The organism is Hydrogenophaga sp. (assembly GCF_036675665.1).
In the GTDB taxonomy this organism is placed as follows: Bacteria; Pseudomonadota; Gammaproteobacteria; order Burkholderiales; family Burkholderiaceae_C; genus Hydrogenophaga.
Genome location: NZ_JAKFEO010000006.1, coordinates 22,701 through 37,664, shown reverse-complemented (window position 1 = coordinate 37,664; position 14,964 = coordinate 22,701). Strand labels below are relative to the sequence as shown.

General features: G+C 64.1%; 14 protein-coding genes. 1 reads left to right on the top strand and 13 read right to left on the bottom strand.

Annotation, left to right across the window (positions count from 1 at the left end; translation table 11 throughout):
* Positions 1 to 42: 42 nt before the first annotated feature.
* The 8 genes from rplI to V6M63_RS00645 form a co-directional block, all read right to left on the bottom strand.
* Positions 43 to 495, bottom strand: a complete 453-nt coding sequence (gene rplI / locus V6M63_RS00680) for a 50S ribosomal protein L9 (RefSeq protein WP_332738479.1) — start codon at positions 493 to 495, stop codon at positions 43 to 45.
* 13 nt (positions 496 to 508) lie between these two features.
* Positions 509 to 790, bottom strand: a complete 282-nt coding sequence (rpsR, locus tag V6M63_RS00675) for a 30S ribosomal protein S18 (protein ID WP_056276851.1) — start codon at positions 788 to 790, stop codon at positions 509 to 511.
* Positions 791 to 801: 11 nt separating this feature from the next.
* The gene (gene priB / locus V6M63_RS00670) at positions 802 to 1,089 is read right to left on the bottom strand and encodes a primosomal replication protein N (protein WP_056276853.1); all 288 of its coding nucleotides are present in this window, start codon (positions 1,087 to 1,089) and stop codon (positions 802 to 804) included.
* A gap of 26 nt (positions 1,090 to 1,115) precedes the next feature.
* Entirely contained in the window at positions 1,116 to 1,517 is a 402-nt protein-coding gene (rpsF, locus tag V6M63_RS00665) for a 30S ribosomal protein S6 (protein WP_332739190.1), read from the bottom strand.
* Positions 1,518 to 1,703: 186 nt separating this feature from the next.
* On the bottom strand, positions 1,704 to 3,809 hold the full coding sequence (locus V6M63_RS00660; RefSeq protein ID WP_332738471.1) for a sodium:solute symporter family protein: 2,106 nt from the start codon (positions 3,807 to 3,809) through the stop codon (positions 1,704 to 1,706).
* Between the two features lie 4 nt (positions 3,810 to 3,813).
* Complete coding sequence (locus V6M63_RS00655) at positions 3,814 to 4,074, bottom strand: DUF4212 domain-containing protein (protein WP_056277334.1); 261 nt, start codon at positions 4,072 to 4,074, stop codon at positions 3,814 to 3,816.
* A 147-nt stretch (positions 4,075 to 4,221) separates the two neighbouring features.
* Positions 4,222 to 4,794: a tetratricopeptide repeat protein gene (locus V6M63_RS00650; RefSeq protein WP_332738468.1), complete on the bottom strand. Its 573-nt coding sequence runs from the start codon at positions 4,792 to 4,794 to the stop codon at positions 4,222 to 4,224.
* Positions 4,791 to 5,126: a hypothetical protein gene (locus tag V6M63_RS00645; RefSeq protein ID WP_332738467.1), complete on the bottom strand. Its 336-nt coding sequence runs from the start codon at positions 5,124 to 5,126 to the stop codon at positions 4,791 to 4,793. The genes V6M63_RS00650 and V6M63_RS00645 overlap by 4 nt, the downstream gene beginning before the upstream one ends.
* Before the next feature lie 129 nt (positions 5,127 to 5,255).
* On the opposite strand from V6M63_RS00645, the gene V6M63_RS00640 reads away from it, so the two are divergent.
* Entirely contained in the window at positions 5,256 to 6,755 is a 1,500-nt protein-coding gene (locus V6M63_RS00640) for a putative nucleotidyltransferase substrate binding domain-containing protein (RefSeq protein WP_332738465.1), read from the top strand.
* A 22-nt stretch (positions 6,756 to 6,777) separates the two neighbouring features.
* Here the strand turns inward: V6M63_RS00640 and V6M63_RS00635 are convergent, their stop codons facing one another.
* The 5 genes from V6M63_RS00635 to ppsA form a co-directional block, all read right to left on the bottom strand.
* Positions 6,778 to 8,961 (bottom strand): 3'-5' exonuclease, encoded by a 2,184-nt coding sequence (locus tag V6M63_RS00635; protein ID WP_332738463.1) that lies wholly within the window; start codon positions 8,959 to 8,961, stop codon positions 6,778 to 6,780.
* A gap of 73 nt (positions 8,962 to 9,034) precedes the next feature.
* Entirely contained in the window at positions 9,035 to 9,409 is a 375-nt protein-coding gene (locus V6M63_RS00630) for a response regulator transcription factor (protein WP_332738461.1), read from the bottom strand.
* On the bottom strand, positions 9,406 to 12,159 hold the full coding sequence (locus tag V6M63_RS00625) for a sensor histidine kinase (RefSeq protein WP_332738459.1): 2,754 nt from the start codon (positions 12,157 to 12,159) through the stop codon (positions 9,406 to 9,408). Before V6M63_RS00625 ends, V6M63_RS00630 begins: the two co-directional genes overlap by 4 nt.
* A gap of 2 nt (positions 12,160 to 12,161) precedes the next feature.
* Positions 12,162 to 12,374: a hypothetical protein gene (locus tag V6M63_RS00620; protein WP_332738457.1), complete on the bottom strand. Its 213-nt coding sequence runs from the start codon at positions 12,372 to 12,374 to the stop codon at positions 12,162 to 12,164.
* Positions 12,375 to 12,533: 159 nt separating this feature from the next.
* Positions 12,534 to 14,945 carry a phosphoenolpyruvate synthase gene (gene ppsA / locus V6M63_RS00615; protein WP_332738455.1) on the bottom strand — a complete coding sequence of 804 codons (2,412 nt, stop codon included), beginning with the start codon at positions 14,943 to 14,945 and terminating at the stop codon, positions 12,534 to 12,536.
* Positions 14,946 to 14,964: the final 19 nt, after the last annotated feature.

Genomic DNA, 14,964 nt, shown 5'->3' with positions numbered 1-14,964 from the left:
GCAGCGGCTTTTGAGCGAAGCGCCTGAGCGCTCGCGCGGGACTCAGGCGGTTTCGCCGAGCACCGAAACGTTCACATCAACAATCACGTCGGTGTGCAGGTTCACGCTCACCGTGTAGTCGCCCACATTCTTCAGGGGACCGTTGGGCATGCGGACTTGCGACTTCACGACCTTGAAGCCCTGTTTGTTCAGCTCCTCAGACACGTCGTGGTTGGTGACGGAGCCGAACAGGCGACCGTCAACGCCGGCCTTCTGCGACAGCTTGACCGTCACGGCGGCGATCTTTTCACCCAAAGCCTGGGCTTCGGCGTGCTTGGCAGCGGCCACTTTTTCGAGTTCGGCACGGCGTGCTTCGAATTCGGCGATGGCATTTTGCGTGGCACGGCGAGCGCGGCCGGACGGGATCAGGAAGTTGCGGGCGTAGCCGTCCTTGACCTTGACCACATCGCCGAGGGCGCCGAGATTGACAACTTTGTCGAGCAGGATGATTTGCATGTCAGGCTCTCTTTCAGACGCGGTGCTGGTCGCTGTAAGGCAACATGCCGAGGAAGCGCGCGCGCTTGATGGCGGTGTTGACCTGACGTTGGTAGAAGGCACGCGTGCCGGTCAGGCGCGCGGGAATGATCTTGCCGTTCTCGGCGATGAAGTCGCGCAGGACATCGACGTCCTTGTAGTCGACTTCTTCGACGTTGGCCACGGTGAAGCGGCAGAAGCGCTTGCGCTTGAACAGCAGCGATTGGGTGTTGCGCTTGGGGCGCTTGTCTTTGTTGAAACGTTTGGGTGACGCCATGATGGGCCTTCCTATGTCTTGCTGAAATCTTGGATGTGGAACACCACGCCTTTGCCATTGCGCGCGTTGGTCAGAAAGCCGTGAAACTCACAGACCGAATCGAGTCCCTGCCGGGAGAGGATCTCGGCGTGCGACCCGAAGGCGATGGCCCTGAGTTGCAGCTTCACTTGCCTTGGGGTGTCCAGTTCGACAATCTGTGACTCGTGTTCGAGCACGAGGTTGACGGCCGGTATGCCTGCCGGTGTGTACCGCAGGCTCTGCACCTGCACCACCACGGCCGACAATTGAGTCTGGTTCACCCGTTGACGTTAACGCGCACCGGGCATCAAGCCTGGGCCTGTTCCTGCGGTTGGTGCTGCTGCTGGGTGCGCGATTCGGGCTGCTGAAGCTTGCGGGCTTCTTCGCGCTCGACCGACTTCATCATCGAAGATGGGCCGGTGTCGGCTTTCTTGCGCAGCACGGTCAGGTGGCGCAGCACGGCGTCGTTGAACTTGAAGGCATGCTCCAGTTCAGCCATCACAGCCTGATCGGCCTCGATGTTGACGCACAGGTAATGGGCCTTGGACAGCTTGTTGATTTGATAAGCCATCTGACGACGACCCCAATCTTCAACGCGGTGGATCTTGCCGCCGCCGGCGGTGATCATGCCCTTGTAGCGTTCCAGCATGGCTGGAACCTGTTCGCTTTGATCCGGATGGATCAGCAAAACGATTTCGTAATGACGCATGGACTCTCCTTGTGGATTCACCTGCCGCTAGGCAGGTTTGGGTTAAAGCTACCCCCAGCGTCGGTTGGGGTGCAGCAAGGCAAGCCCACGATTCTAGCAAAAAACCCGGCCAGTCGCGAAACTGGCCGGGTTCTTGAACCCACCCGCCGTCGAGGCAGCGGGTGGGCGGGGTGACGCGGACTGTGTTCAGCTCATGCGCAGGCTTGGGTAGCGCACATGCTCCACCAGCTGTTGCACCTTGCGGCTGGGCGCCGGAGTCACCAGACTGACCAGGATGATGATGATGAAGCCCAGAGGCACGCCGAACACACCGGCCGAGATTGGCTGAATCTCCCACCACAGACTCACCGGCGACGTGACGCCAAATACGCCTCGCAGCCACGGCTGGGTGGTCACCATGTAGAAGAAGGTGATGCCCAGGCCGGCGGCCATGCCCAAGGAGGCTGCGATGCCGGTGGCGCGCTTCCAGAAGATGCCCAGCACCAGTGCCGGGAAGAACGCCGCCGCTGCGAACGAGAACGCCGCCGAGACCAGGAACAGGATGTCCGCCGGTTTCTGCGCCGCCACGTACGCTGCACACAGGGCCACCACGAGCAGCAGCATCTTGGAGATGGTCACGCGGCGAGCGGTGGAAGCGTTCGGGTCGATCATCTTGTAGTAGAGGTCGTGCGACAGCGCGTTGGCGATCGTCAACAACAGGCCGTCCGCCGTGGACAGCGCCGCCGCCAGGCCACCCGCGGCCACCAGACCAGAGACCACATAGGGCAATCCCCCGATGGCTGGAGCCGCCAGCACAATGATGTCGCCACCGATGCTCATTTCGTTGAGCTGCAGCAAGCCGTCCTTGTTGATGTCGGTCACCGACAGCAGCGAGGGATCCACCTTGTTCCAGGCACCTATCCACTCCGGCAAGTTGTTGAACGGCGTACCGACCAGCACTGTGAAGATTTCGTACTTCACCAGCACGGCCAGGGCCGGGGCGGTGAAATACAGCAGGAAGATGAAGAACAGCGACCAGGTCACCGACTGCCGGGCTTCCTTCACACTGGGCACCGTGTAGTAGCGCATCAGGATGTGTGGCAACGCGGCCGTGCCGATCATCAGGCAGAAGATCAAGGCCAGGAAGTTGCGTCGCGAGGCATCGAATGCCGCCCGCGCCTTGTCGTCGCCACTGGGATCGCCGGCAAACTGCTGGGCATGCGGAACCATGCCATTGAGCGGCTTGGCCTTGTTGTCGGCACCGGTCTTGGCAGCCGTCCAGGCGGTCTTGGCTGCAGCGGCGTCCTTGGGCAGGGAGGAGATGGCCTTTTCCGCAGCCGCGATGTCGGCCGACGGCGCATTGGCGGCGCGCAGTTCGGTCAGCTTGGCTTCGGCAGCGGCCTTGTCCGCGGTCAGCGCAGCGGCGGGATCCTTCAGCTTCTCGGCCAGGGCGGCGGAGCGCTGCTTGAAGACCTCGCGCACTTCCAGTTCTTTCGGGTCGTTGGTCAAGAGCTTTTCCTTGGCCGTCACCTTTTCGAGCTGGAAACCGTAGATGGCTTGCGGCACCGGCACGCTGGTCTGCTTCACGGACAGCCACACCACCGGGATCATGTAGGCCACGATCAGGATGATGTACTGGGCCACCTGCGTCCAGGTCACCGCGCGCATGCCACCCAGGAACGAGCACACCAGGATGCCGCCCAGACCCAGGAACACGCCGAGCTCGAACGCCACACCGGTCAGGCGCGACGTGATCAGGCCCACGCCGTAGATCTGCGCCACCACGTAGGTGAACGAGCACAGGATGGCGGCGAAGATGCCGATGAAGCGCGGCAGGTTGCCGCCGTAGCGCTCGCCCAGGAAGTCGGGGATGGTGAACTGGCCGAACTTGCGCAGGTAGGGCGCCAGGAACAGCGCCACCAGGCAGTAGCCACCGGTCCAGCCCATGATGAAGGCCAGGCCGCTGTAGCCAGTCAAGTAGAGCGTGCCGGCCATGCCGATGAACGAGGCGGCGGACATCCAGTCCGCGCCCGTGGCCATGCCGTTGTAGACCGCTGGCACGCGACGACCCGCGACGTAGTACTCCGCGGCATCGGTCGTGCGGCTCATGATGCCGATGCCGGCATACAGGCCAATCGTGGCGATCAGGAAGATGAAGCCGATCCACTCGCGGGACAGACCCATTTGCTCGAGGATGGCAAGCGCCACCACGAAGACGAAGAAGCCTCCCGTGTACCACTTGTACACCTTGTTGAGCTGTTGCTTGAAGGCTTTGTTTCCGCCACCAGCGCCTGTTTCGAACATGCCTGCCATGGTGTTACTCCTCGGTCTCTTCGACACCGTGTTCGATGTCGAGTTTGTTCATGTACCAAGCGTAGTACCCAATGATCAGGCAGTACACCACCAAGGCGCCTTGGGCACCCATCCAGAAACTGAACGGCCAACCGAAGAAGTTGAAGCTCAGTTCACGTGCGAAGTAGCTCACCACGAACGTCACGACGAACCAGATTGCGAGCAATATGGCTGTGATGTTCAGGTTTTTCCGCCAGTAACGGCGGTGCTTGTCAGTCAGTTCCATGCGATCGTCCTCCATCAAGAACACCCTCTCGGGCACGCCACGAACACCACCTTTGTCCCCCAGGCAGCCTGCAACCGGTCCGCGTTTCTCGGAAACCGGCTCCCACCAGCTTCCCCTTTTTGAAGGCTGCGCAGCAGCAGCGTGAAATCAGGCCTGGGCTTGCCCAAGACCGGTCTCACGCTCCAGCTGAGCTGCCACTTTGGGCTCGAACTTTCGGAGGTGGCGAATGATCTTCGCCGCCTCGTCGGGCTCTTGCCGATCCACATGAACCCGGGCCAGCTGATACCAGCCGTAGGGGCTCATGGGTTGCAGTTCGGTGTTCTTCCGCAGGGCGGGGATGGCTTCATCGAAGCGTCGCTGGCGGATGAGGCTCAGGGCCAGGCCGTACCAGGCCCGGTCGAGCTGGGGATCTATCTCGGTGGCACGGCGAAAGGCGGTCTCTGCTTCTTCCAGCTGACCCATCTCTTCGCTGAGAAAGCCCAGGTTGAACCAAAGCGCCGCCTGATCGGGCTGGAGGTCCACCAGACGCTGGAGCACCTGCAGCGCACCCGCTTTGTCGCCCAGCTCGGCCAGCACGTGGGCACGTGTGGCCAGCGCGTAAACATCCGACGGATTGGCAATCAGCAAGGCGTCCAGCTGTTCGAGTGCGGCAGATCGGCGCCCAAACACCAGCAGGCCTTTGACCTGCCAGCGTGCAAACCAGTGATTGACAGGGTTCATTGACACAGGCTCACCCCGATCTTGAGGCAGTGGTTGATCTTGGCGATCGTCACTCCCACCCACACAAAGGCCAGAATGCAAAACGCCACCAGCGGCAGGTGGCGTTCGAGCACAAACTTCGGGGTCACCAGCCGTGCCACCTGAACGAATGGTCTGCCGACTTGCTGGAGCACTTGATAAAACAGATTCTGATCTTTCTTCTGACCCGCGAGCAGGCCCAAAACCCACTGACCGAACAACGACAGCAGCGCGATTTCGGCGATCAGCTTGACTGAAGAAATGAAGAAGAGCATGGTGCCTTCGGTTGATTTGGGGTCATTCTGGATTTGCACCTTACCGACTTCTTACAAACGGACTTGCAGCCCGCTTGAGGCAGGTCAAACCCTCTAAGGATTTACCCGAGGTTTTCATTGCGTGCACGGTATAGGATGAAGAACGGATTCTTAAGTCCTACAACAAACATGACCACTCTTCCAACAGAAGAATCCTGCTCCACCCCAGCCCCGAGCGAGGCCAGCGCCCCACCGGGCGACGCTGCGCTCAACCTCATGACCACCCCGGTGAGTTCGTTGATCAAGCGCGAGCCGATCACCCTGCCCCCGCAAACCAGCATTCGCGCGGCCGCGCAACTCATGAGCGAGCAGCGCGTGTCGTCCATCCTGATCGTGGAGCAAGGCCACCTGTTCGGGTTGATCACCGACCGCGACCTGCGCAACCGCGTGATCGCTGCAGGCCTGGACACGCAACGACCGATCATGGACATCGCCACGCTGGCGCCTTTTTCAGTGGGCTTGAACGACCCCGCATTCAACGCGCTGCTGCTGATGGCGCGCCACAACATCCATCATGTGCCCGTGCTCGATGGACAGCGCATCGCCGGCATGATCACCGCGACCGACCTGACAGAGCAGCACAGCACCTCGGCCGTGTACCTGGCCGGCGACATCTACAAACAGACGTCGATCGACGGCTTGCAACGCGCCAGCACCAAGATTCGTGCACTGCAGCAGAGCCTGGCCGCTGCCGACGCCACCGCCTACAACACCGGCCACATCATCACCGCGATCACCGACGCCATCACCACCCGGCTGCTGCAGTTGGGCGAAGCACAACTGGGCCCCGCGCCGGTGGACTACGTCTGGGTTGCCGCAGGCTCCCAGGCCCGCAACGAGCAGACCGCCAAGTCCGACCAGGACAACTGCATGGTGCTCGACGATGCGTTTGACGAGGCCTTGCACGGTGACTACTTCCGGGAACTCTCGCGCTTCGTCTGTGATGGGTTGGACGCTTGCGGCTACGTGCACTGCCCGGGCGAGATGATGGCCATGACCGATGCCTGGCGACAACCCCGCCATCGCTGGGCCGAGTACTTCCGTCGCTGGACCAACGAGCCAGAGCCCAAGGCGCTCATGCTCACCTGCGTGTTCTTCGACCTGCGAGCCATTGCGGGCCAGAGCCGCCTGCTCGACGGCCTGCGCGGCGATGTGCTGCAGAGCACCCGGGGCAACACCATCTTCCTCGCCCACATGGTGGGCAACGCACTGACCCACCAGCCACCGTTGGGCCTGTTCAAGGGGCTGTCCACGGCGCGCAGCGGCGAGCACAAAGGCACGATCGACCTCAAGCACACCGGCGTGGTACCCATCGTCGATCTGGCCCGCGTGTATGCGCTGGCAGGCGGACATGCCGAGGTGAACACGCACGACCGGCTGCTCTGCGCCGCCGACGGAGGCGACATCAGCAACCAAAGCGCACGCGACCTGCGCGACGCACTGGAGTTCCTGGCCGCACTGCGCATCCAGCACCAGGCCCGTCAGATTGCCGCAGGCATGTCGCCCGACAACTTCCTCAACCCGGAGGAGATCTCCAACTTCGAGCGCACCCAGCTCAAGGACGCGTTTGCGGTCGTTCAAAACATGCAGTCGGTGCTGCAACAACGCTACCAGGTGGCGCGATTCTGAACAATCTGCTGCCGCGCGGGGATCAGTACTTCAGGCGGGCGTAGTAAGTTCTCTGGGCGGCTTCCCTGGCCTGCCCCAGCGTGTGAATCCCCTGCTCGGCCAGCAAGGGCAGCAGCTTGAGGAAGATCTCGGCCGTGACCATCGCATCACCCATCGCGGTGTGGCGACCGATCACCGGCACGTCGAAGCGCTCGGCAATGGCCTCCAGCCGGTGCGAGTCCTGATTCGGGTGAATCACCGCCGACAACAGCAGGGTGTCGAGCACGGGCTGTTCGAACACCACGCCGGTGGACTGCTCCTTCAGTTGCAAGAAGCGCATGTCGAACGCGGCGTTGTGCGCCACCAGCACGGTGTCTTGCGCAAACGCGTGAAACGCAGGCAGCACCTCGCCAATCTTTGGCTGCCCCAGCACCATGGAAGGCTGAATGCCGTGAATGGGAATGGAAGCCGGAGGAATGGCGCGTTGCGGGTCCACCAGTTGCTCGAAGCACTCCTGGCGCAGCAGCTTGCCGTTGACGATGCGCGCCGCGCCGATCTGGATGATCTCGTCGCCCATGGAGGGCTCCAGCCCGGTGGTCTCGGTGTCGAACACGGTGTAGACCAGATCGACCAGGCGACGCTCGTCGAGGGAGCGGGTCTGCTCGGTGGTCTTGAAGAGATCGAAGTCGTAGTACTCGGGCCGGCTCTCGCTGTGCACATAGCTCAGGGCGTCGATCTGGTCGCGCGGATCGGCCAGCGGCAGCAGGATGCGGAAGAACGCCTGGTGGCGGGCACGCTCGCGCTCGAACCAGAAGGCACCGCCGTGCCGCTCGATCACGTCGCGCACACTCAGCCCGGTGCTCTCGCTGCCCACCGTCATGGCATCCATCTCCCAACTCATCACCGTCTCGTTGCTCATCGCCTGCCCCGACCAGACAAGGTCCAGCTGCGCCTTGCCCGCGCTGCCCGTGGCCAGGTCCAGGCGCAGCTGCACGAAACGCACCGCGAACTCTTCGGCCAGGCGACCCGAGAGATAGACCAACGCCTGCAAGAGGGAAAAGCTCTCGACCTTGAGCCAGAGCACCGGGTTGACCTCCTGGGCGCTGGCCGGCAATCCGGTCACGGTCTCGATGCGGCGCAGCGCGGCCGACACCAGATCGGCTCCCAGCATGTCTTCGAGCGGCCAGCGCGTTTTCAGGTTCTGAGCGGTATCGGATTCGATCGCAGCGATGCGCCGGGCCAACCCGCCGGTCTCTTCACGAACCACCCGCAGAAAGCGTTCGCGTGCGGCCGGTTCCAGATCCGGGTGGTCCAGCACGTCCAGCGCGGCCTGCATGTTGGCCAGGGCGGATCGGGTGCCCTCGGTCAAGGTGTGCAGCACCCGATCACGTGCCGACTCAACCTCGAAGTCGCGCGTGATGTTGTCGAGCATCAGCACGAAGCCGGTGAGTTCAGCGCGGTCGGCCGGGTCTTCGGCGGCCTGGGCCTGGGCCGAACGAACCGGCGCCATCTGCACCCGCAGCAGCTGGCCCGCGGGCGTGGAGGTCACGAGCTGGGCCGAAGGCTGGGCCGCGCCCGCGAGCATGCGCTGCTGGATGTTCTCCAGGGCGTGTGCCACCAGCTTGCGGTCGAACACGGTGTAGATCGAGCGGCCCAGGCCGATCAACTCGGCGCCACCGGCCACATCGGGCGCCTGGGACAGTGCGCGGAACTGCAGGCGAGCGCGCTGGTTGTAGAGCAGGATGCGCCCATCCAGATTGCACACCACGACGCTTTGGGTGAGCTCGGCCATGAGCGCGGCCAGCCGACCCTTTTCCTGTGCGATGTCACGGCTGGCCTCCAGCACGCGCGCATCCATGTCCTGGCGCAGCCGGGTGCGCTGCACCACCAGCTGGTTGATCACCTCGGTGAGGGCGCGGTTCTCTGCGCTGCCCTGCGCCGGCAGGACGCGCGCCACGTCGGTGCGCACCAGCACCATGCCCTCTTCGGCCAGCTGGGCTGCGGGCTCGATGAAGTGCTCCACCAGCGCGCGCACCGCGAACGCCAGCGCGCCCAGCAGGACCACGCCCATCGTGGCCACCAGCGTGCCGCGCGACGCCACGATCCCGGCCAGCAACTGGCGCTGATCCGCATCCAGCGTCGAGCCCACGATCGCCCACGTGAGGCCGAGCCACAGCAAGACCGCGCCGCCCACGAGCGCCACGCCCAGCCAGAACCGGCGACCCATGCGCCGGCGGCTCACTGGACTACCCTCCGCGCTGCGCGCTCCGGGACGAGCGCTTGGGAGCGGCCCGGCGCGCTCATGGCGCGGGCCCCAGCAGGTCGTGCACCTTCTGCACCAACTCCCTGGTGGAAAACGGCTTGGTCATGTAGGCGTTGGCACCCAGCGCCAGGCCCTTGGCCACGTCGGTGTCGCGCCCCTTGGCGGTGAGCATCACGATGAGCATGTCGCGAAAGTTCTCGTTGGCACGCACCTCGCTGCACACATCGAACCCGGTCTTGACCGGCATCATCACGTCGAGCAGCACCAACGCCGGTTGCTCGCGCTTGATCGCGTCAATGGCTTCCTGCCCGTCGCGCGCCAGCACCACCTCGAAGCCTTCCCGTTTCATGAGGAACTCCAGCGAGATCAGGATGTTGGGCTCGTCGTCGGCGATCAGGATCTTGTGGCTCATGTCTTGTCTCCTTGCACTTTGGTTGCCTGCAGCTGGCGCGGCAGGGAGAAGCCGAACACAGACCCCTGCCCCGGCGTGGAATGCAGCCACATGTGCCCACCGAAATGCGCGACGATCTGCCGGCTGATCGGCAAGCCCAGGCCCGTGCCGCCCGGCCGGTAGTGCGCGTCCCCTGCGATCTGGCGGAACTTCTCGAACACCATGGCCTGCTGGTCGATCGCAATGCCCGGTCCGTTGTCCTGCACCTCCACCTCGACACCATCCTCACGCTCCTTCAGGCTCAGCGCCACGCAGCCGGTGTCGCGCGGTGCGTACTTGGCCGCGTTCGACAGCAGGTTGAGCACCACCTGCATCAGGCGGTCGGCGTCGGCGTGCAGGGGCCGCACCCGCGCCGGCACATCGAGCACCAGCCGCACGCCGCGCTCCCGCAGCGGCTCGGCCATGGTGCTGGCAGCCTGCTCCAGAAGGGCTTTCATGTCCACCTCGGTGTCGTGCCACTCGGCGTGGCCCGACTCGATCTTGGCCATGTCCAGCACCTGGTTGACCAGGCGGCTGAGCCGCTCGGTCTCGGCCACGATGATGCCCACAAACTGCTGACGCTGCACGGTGTCCATATCGGCATCGTCGCGCATCAGTTCGGCCAGAGCCCTGATCGAGGTCAAGGGGGTACGCAGTTCGTGCGTCACCGACGACATGAAATCGTCCTTCAACCGGTCCAGGCTCTTGAGCTGGTCGTTGGCCTGGCGCAGCTCGGCGGTGGCACGCTCCAGCGACTGCGACTTCTCCTCCAGCTCGTGCGAGTAGGCGCGCAGCTGCGACGCTTCATCGAGGATGCGCATCACGTCGTCCAGGTCCAGCGCCTCTTCTTCCACCACCGAGGCCACCATCACCCGGGCCGACGCGCTGCCGATGGCGCCGGCCAGTTGCGTCTCCACAAAATGCACCAGCCGGGCATCGGGCGGTATCTGCTCGATCTGCCTTACTCCGGCGCGATCGGCATAGTCGGCAAACAGGCGCTGCGCAGCCTCCACGCCCAGGAAGCGCCCCACCAGCGGCAGCAAGGCAGACACTTTGGCCTTGCCCTGCCAGAACACCGGACGCGTGGCCAGGGTGCGGTGAAACACGTCGACGAACAGCAGGGCCTGGCTGGTCTCGCGTGCGGTGGGTGCGCGCCAGAGCGACACACCCACATAGCCCGTCACATTGGCCAGCAGGCTCCAGATCAGCGAGTGGGTGAGGTTGTCCAGCCCGGCCAGTCCCAGAAAGGCCTCGGGCTTGAACAGCCACAGGCCAAAAGGCCCCTGCTCCATGAAGCCGGCGGTGAGCCAGCCCGACTTCACCAGCGACGGCAGCATGAGCGTGTAAGCCCAGAAGGCAAAGCCCAGCAGCAGACCGGCCAGCGCCCCATGCTGCGTGCCGCCTTTCCAGTACATGCCGCCCAGCAAGGCCGGCGCGAACTGGGCCACCGCCGCGAAGCTGATGAGGCCGATGCTCACCAGCGCGTAGGCGTCACCAGCCAGGTGGAAGTACAGATAGCCCAGCAGCAGGATGCCCAGGATGGCCAGGCGGCGGATGCGCAGCAGCACCGCGGTGAGATCGCCGCTGGCGCGCGCGCCAAAGCGCCGCATGCGCAACAACAGCGGCATCACCAGGTCGTTGCACACCATGGTGGACACCGCGATGGCCTCCACGATCACCATGCCGGTGGCCGCCGAAAGGCCGCCCACAAAGGCGAACAACGCCAAGGCACCCTGCCCTTGTGACAACGGCAGCGACAGCACGAAGGTCTCCGGGTCCATGCGCCCCGAGCCGAAATGCAGCAGTCCACCGAGCGCGATCGGGAGCACGAACAGGTTGATGAGCAAGAGGTACAGCGGAAACGTCCACACCGCGCGCTTGAGGTGGTTTTCGTCCACGTTCTCCACCACCATCACCTGAAACTGGCGCGGCAGAAAAATCACCGAGAGCATGGCCAGCAAGGTCAGGCCCAGCCACTGCGCGTAGGCAAATGGTTGGCCCTGATCGAACTGCATCAGGCGGCGCAGTTCCTCGACGGCGTGGGCCTGGTCGAACAGCGCCGCCGGGCTCGCAAAAAGACCGAAGCAGACGAACAGGCCCACGGCCATGAACGCCATCAGCTTGACCACCGACTCGAACGCGATCGCCGCCACCATGCCTTCATGGCGCTCGGTGCTGTCCAGATGGCGCGCGCCAAACACGATGGTGAAGCCGGCCAGCGCAATCGCCACATACAGCGTGCTGTCGCTCCACCAGTCCGCACTCTGCACTGCCGGCATGCCCAGCGGCGAGGTGAGCACCGCGTAGCCGCTGGCAATCGCCTTGAGCTGCAGCGCGATGTAGGGAACGATGCCGACCACCGTGATCAGCGTCACCAGGCCCGCCAGCAGCGGGCTCTTGCCGTAACGGCTCGCGATGAAGTCGGCGATGGAGGTGATGCGGTAGGTCTTGGCGATGCGGATCATCTTGCGCACCACCATCCAGGCCAGCAGCATGGCCAGCATGGGCCCCAGGTAGATCGGCAGGAACCACACACCGGCGTTGGCCGCGCGACCCACGCTGCCGAAATAGGTCCAGGCGGTGCAGTACACCGCCATGGAGAGCGCATACACCCAAGGGCTGGAGATCACCGAACGGCCCTGCGCGGCCCGCAGGTCGCCCCAATAGGCCACGGCAAACAGCAGCAGCAGGTAGGCAAACGAAACGCCGATGACGAGCGGGGCCGACAGCATGTTCAGTCGTGTTGCGACACGTTGCTGTGGTGCTCCACCACCCAGGCAAGCGCTGCGATCAGCGCCGCCCAGATGACGAAGAGCGCGAGCGGGAACAGGGGCAGACCCCATACCCGCGCATCGTGGTCCCAAAGCGCCAGCAGCGGAAAGTTGAACAGCGCCGCAGCGGCGAAGAACAGGGCCACCAGCCGCTGGGCAGCGAGACCTTTGAACATGTGTGTCTCCTCAAACGCCCACCACGGTCCATGGCCAGCGGTGCGCGATTCGATTGTGCGCCATGCACCGACCCCTGAGTCTGACGGGGCTGGCCACGAAAAAAGCGGCAGGGTTGCCCGCTGCCGCCTTCTCATTCAAGCGCCGAAGCGCGGGTTCTGTTACTTCTGACTGGACGACAGGAGTTGCCAGGTGTCGACCACCGAATCCGGATTCAGCGAGATCGAGCTGATGCCCTCGTCGCGCAGCCACTGCGCGAAGTCGGGGTGGTCGCTGGGGCCCTGGCCGCAGATGCCCACGTACTTGCCCTCGGCCCGGCAGGCGCTGATGGCCATCTGCAACAGCGCCTTGACGGCCGGATCGCGCTCATCGAAATCGTGCGCGAGCAGCTCCAGGCCCGAATCGCGGTCCAGGCCCAGGGTGAGCTGGGTCAGATCGTTGGAGCCGATCGAGAAGCCGTCGAAGTACTGCAGGAAGTCCTTGGCCAGCACCGCATTGCTCGGGATCTCGCACATCATGATGACCTTGAGGCCGTTCTCGCCGCGCTTCAAGCCCTTCTCCGCCATGAGCTCGGTCACGCGCTTGGCCTGGCCCAGCGTGCGCACGAACGGCACCATCACCTGCACGTTGTCCAGACCCATGTCTTCGCGCACGCGCTTGAGCGCTTCGCATTCCATGGCGAAGGCTTCGCGGAAGTCTTCGCTGATGTAGCGCGCCGCGCCGCGGAAGCCCAGCATCGGGTTCTCTTCATCGGGTTCGTAGCGCGAGCCACCCACCAGCTTGCGGTACTCGTTGCTCTTGAAGTCCGACAGGCGCACGATCACCGGCTTGGGCCAGAAGGCCGCGGCGATGGTGGCCACCCCTTCGGCCACCTTGTCCACGTAGAAGGCGCGCGGCGAGGCGTGGCCGCGGGCCACCGACTCCACCGCCTTCTTCAAATCGGCATCGACCGCGGGATAGTCCAGGATCGCCTTGGGATGCACGCCGATGTTGTTGTTGATGATGAACTCCAGCCGCGCCAGGCCCACGCCGCCGTTGGGGATCTGGCAGAAGTCGAACGCCAGCTGCGGGTTGCCCACGTTCATCATGATCTTCACGTCCAGCGGGGGCATTTCGCCGCGCTGCACTTCGGTGATCTCGGTTTCCAGCAGGCCGTCGTAGATGTTGCCGGTATCGCCCTCGGCGCAGCTCACCGTGACCAGCGTGCCTTCCTTGAGCAGTTCGGTCGCGTCGCCACAACCCACCACCGCCGGAATGCCCAGCTCGCGCGCGATGATGGCGGCGTGGCAGGTGCGCCCGCCGCGGTTGGTCACGATGGCGCTGGCCCGCTTCATCACCGGCTCCCAGTTCGGGTCGGTCATGTCGGTCACGAGCACGTCGCCGGGCTGCACCTTGTCCATCTCGCTGATGTTGTGCACCAGGCGCACCGGGCCCGTGCCCACCTTCTGGCCGATGGCGCGGCCGCTGGCCAGCACCGCGCCCTTGCCCTTGAGCTTGTAGCGCACCTCGGTCTTGCCGGCGCCCTGGCTCTTCACCGTTTCAGGGCGGGCCTGCAGGATGTAGAGCTGGCCGTCCACGCCGTCCTTGCCCCACTCGATGTCCATCGGGCGGCCATAGTGCTGCTCGATCACCATGGCGTAGCGCGCCAGCTGCTCCACATCGGCGTCGGTCAGGCTGTAGCGGTTGCGCAATTCCACCGGCACGTCGGTGGTCTTCACCAGCTTGCCTTTGAGCGCGCCATCGCCCGACTTCTCGGCATCGGTGGTGAAACCCATCTGGATCAGCTTGCTGCCCAGGTTGCGGCGGATCAGCGCGCGTTTGCCGGCCTTGAGCATGGGCTTGTGCACATAGAACTCGTCGGGGTTCACGGCACCCTGCACCACGGTCTCGCCCAGGCCGTAGCTGCTGGTGATGAAAACGACGTCTTCAAAGCCGCTCTCGGTATCGATGGTGAACATCACGCCGGCAGCACCCAGGTCGGAACGCACCATGCGCTGCACACCGGCACTCAGGGCCACCTCGGCATGGGCAAAGCCCTTGTGCACGCGGTAGCTGATGGCACGGTCGTTGTAGAGGCTGGCGAACACCTCCTTCATCTTGTGCAGCACCTCTTCGATGCCGATCACGTTGAGGAAGGTCTCCTGCTGACCGGCAAACGATGCGTCGGGCAGGTCTTCGGCGGTGGCCGACGAGCGCACGGCAAACGAAGCCGTGGCGTTGCCGTGGGTGAGGGTGACGAAGGCTTCGCGGATGGCCTTTTCCAGATCGGCCGGAAAAGGCTGGTTTTCCACCATGGCGCGGATTTCGGCCCCGGCCTCGGCCAGGGCGCGCACGTCTTCGGTGTCCAGCGCATCCAGCCGCGCGTTGATGCGCTCGGTCAGGCCGTCGTACGCCAGGAATTCGCGGAACGCGTGCGCCGTGGTGGCAAAGCCCGTGGGCACCTTCACGCCGCTGGGCAGTTGCGAAATCATCTCGCCGAGGCTGGCGTTCTTGCCGCCGACCGACTCGACGTCGCTCATCCGCAATTTCTCGAAAGGCACGACCAGATCGGTCGCTCCAAACAGGTTGGACATGGGAAAACTCCTAAGGTTG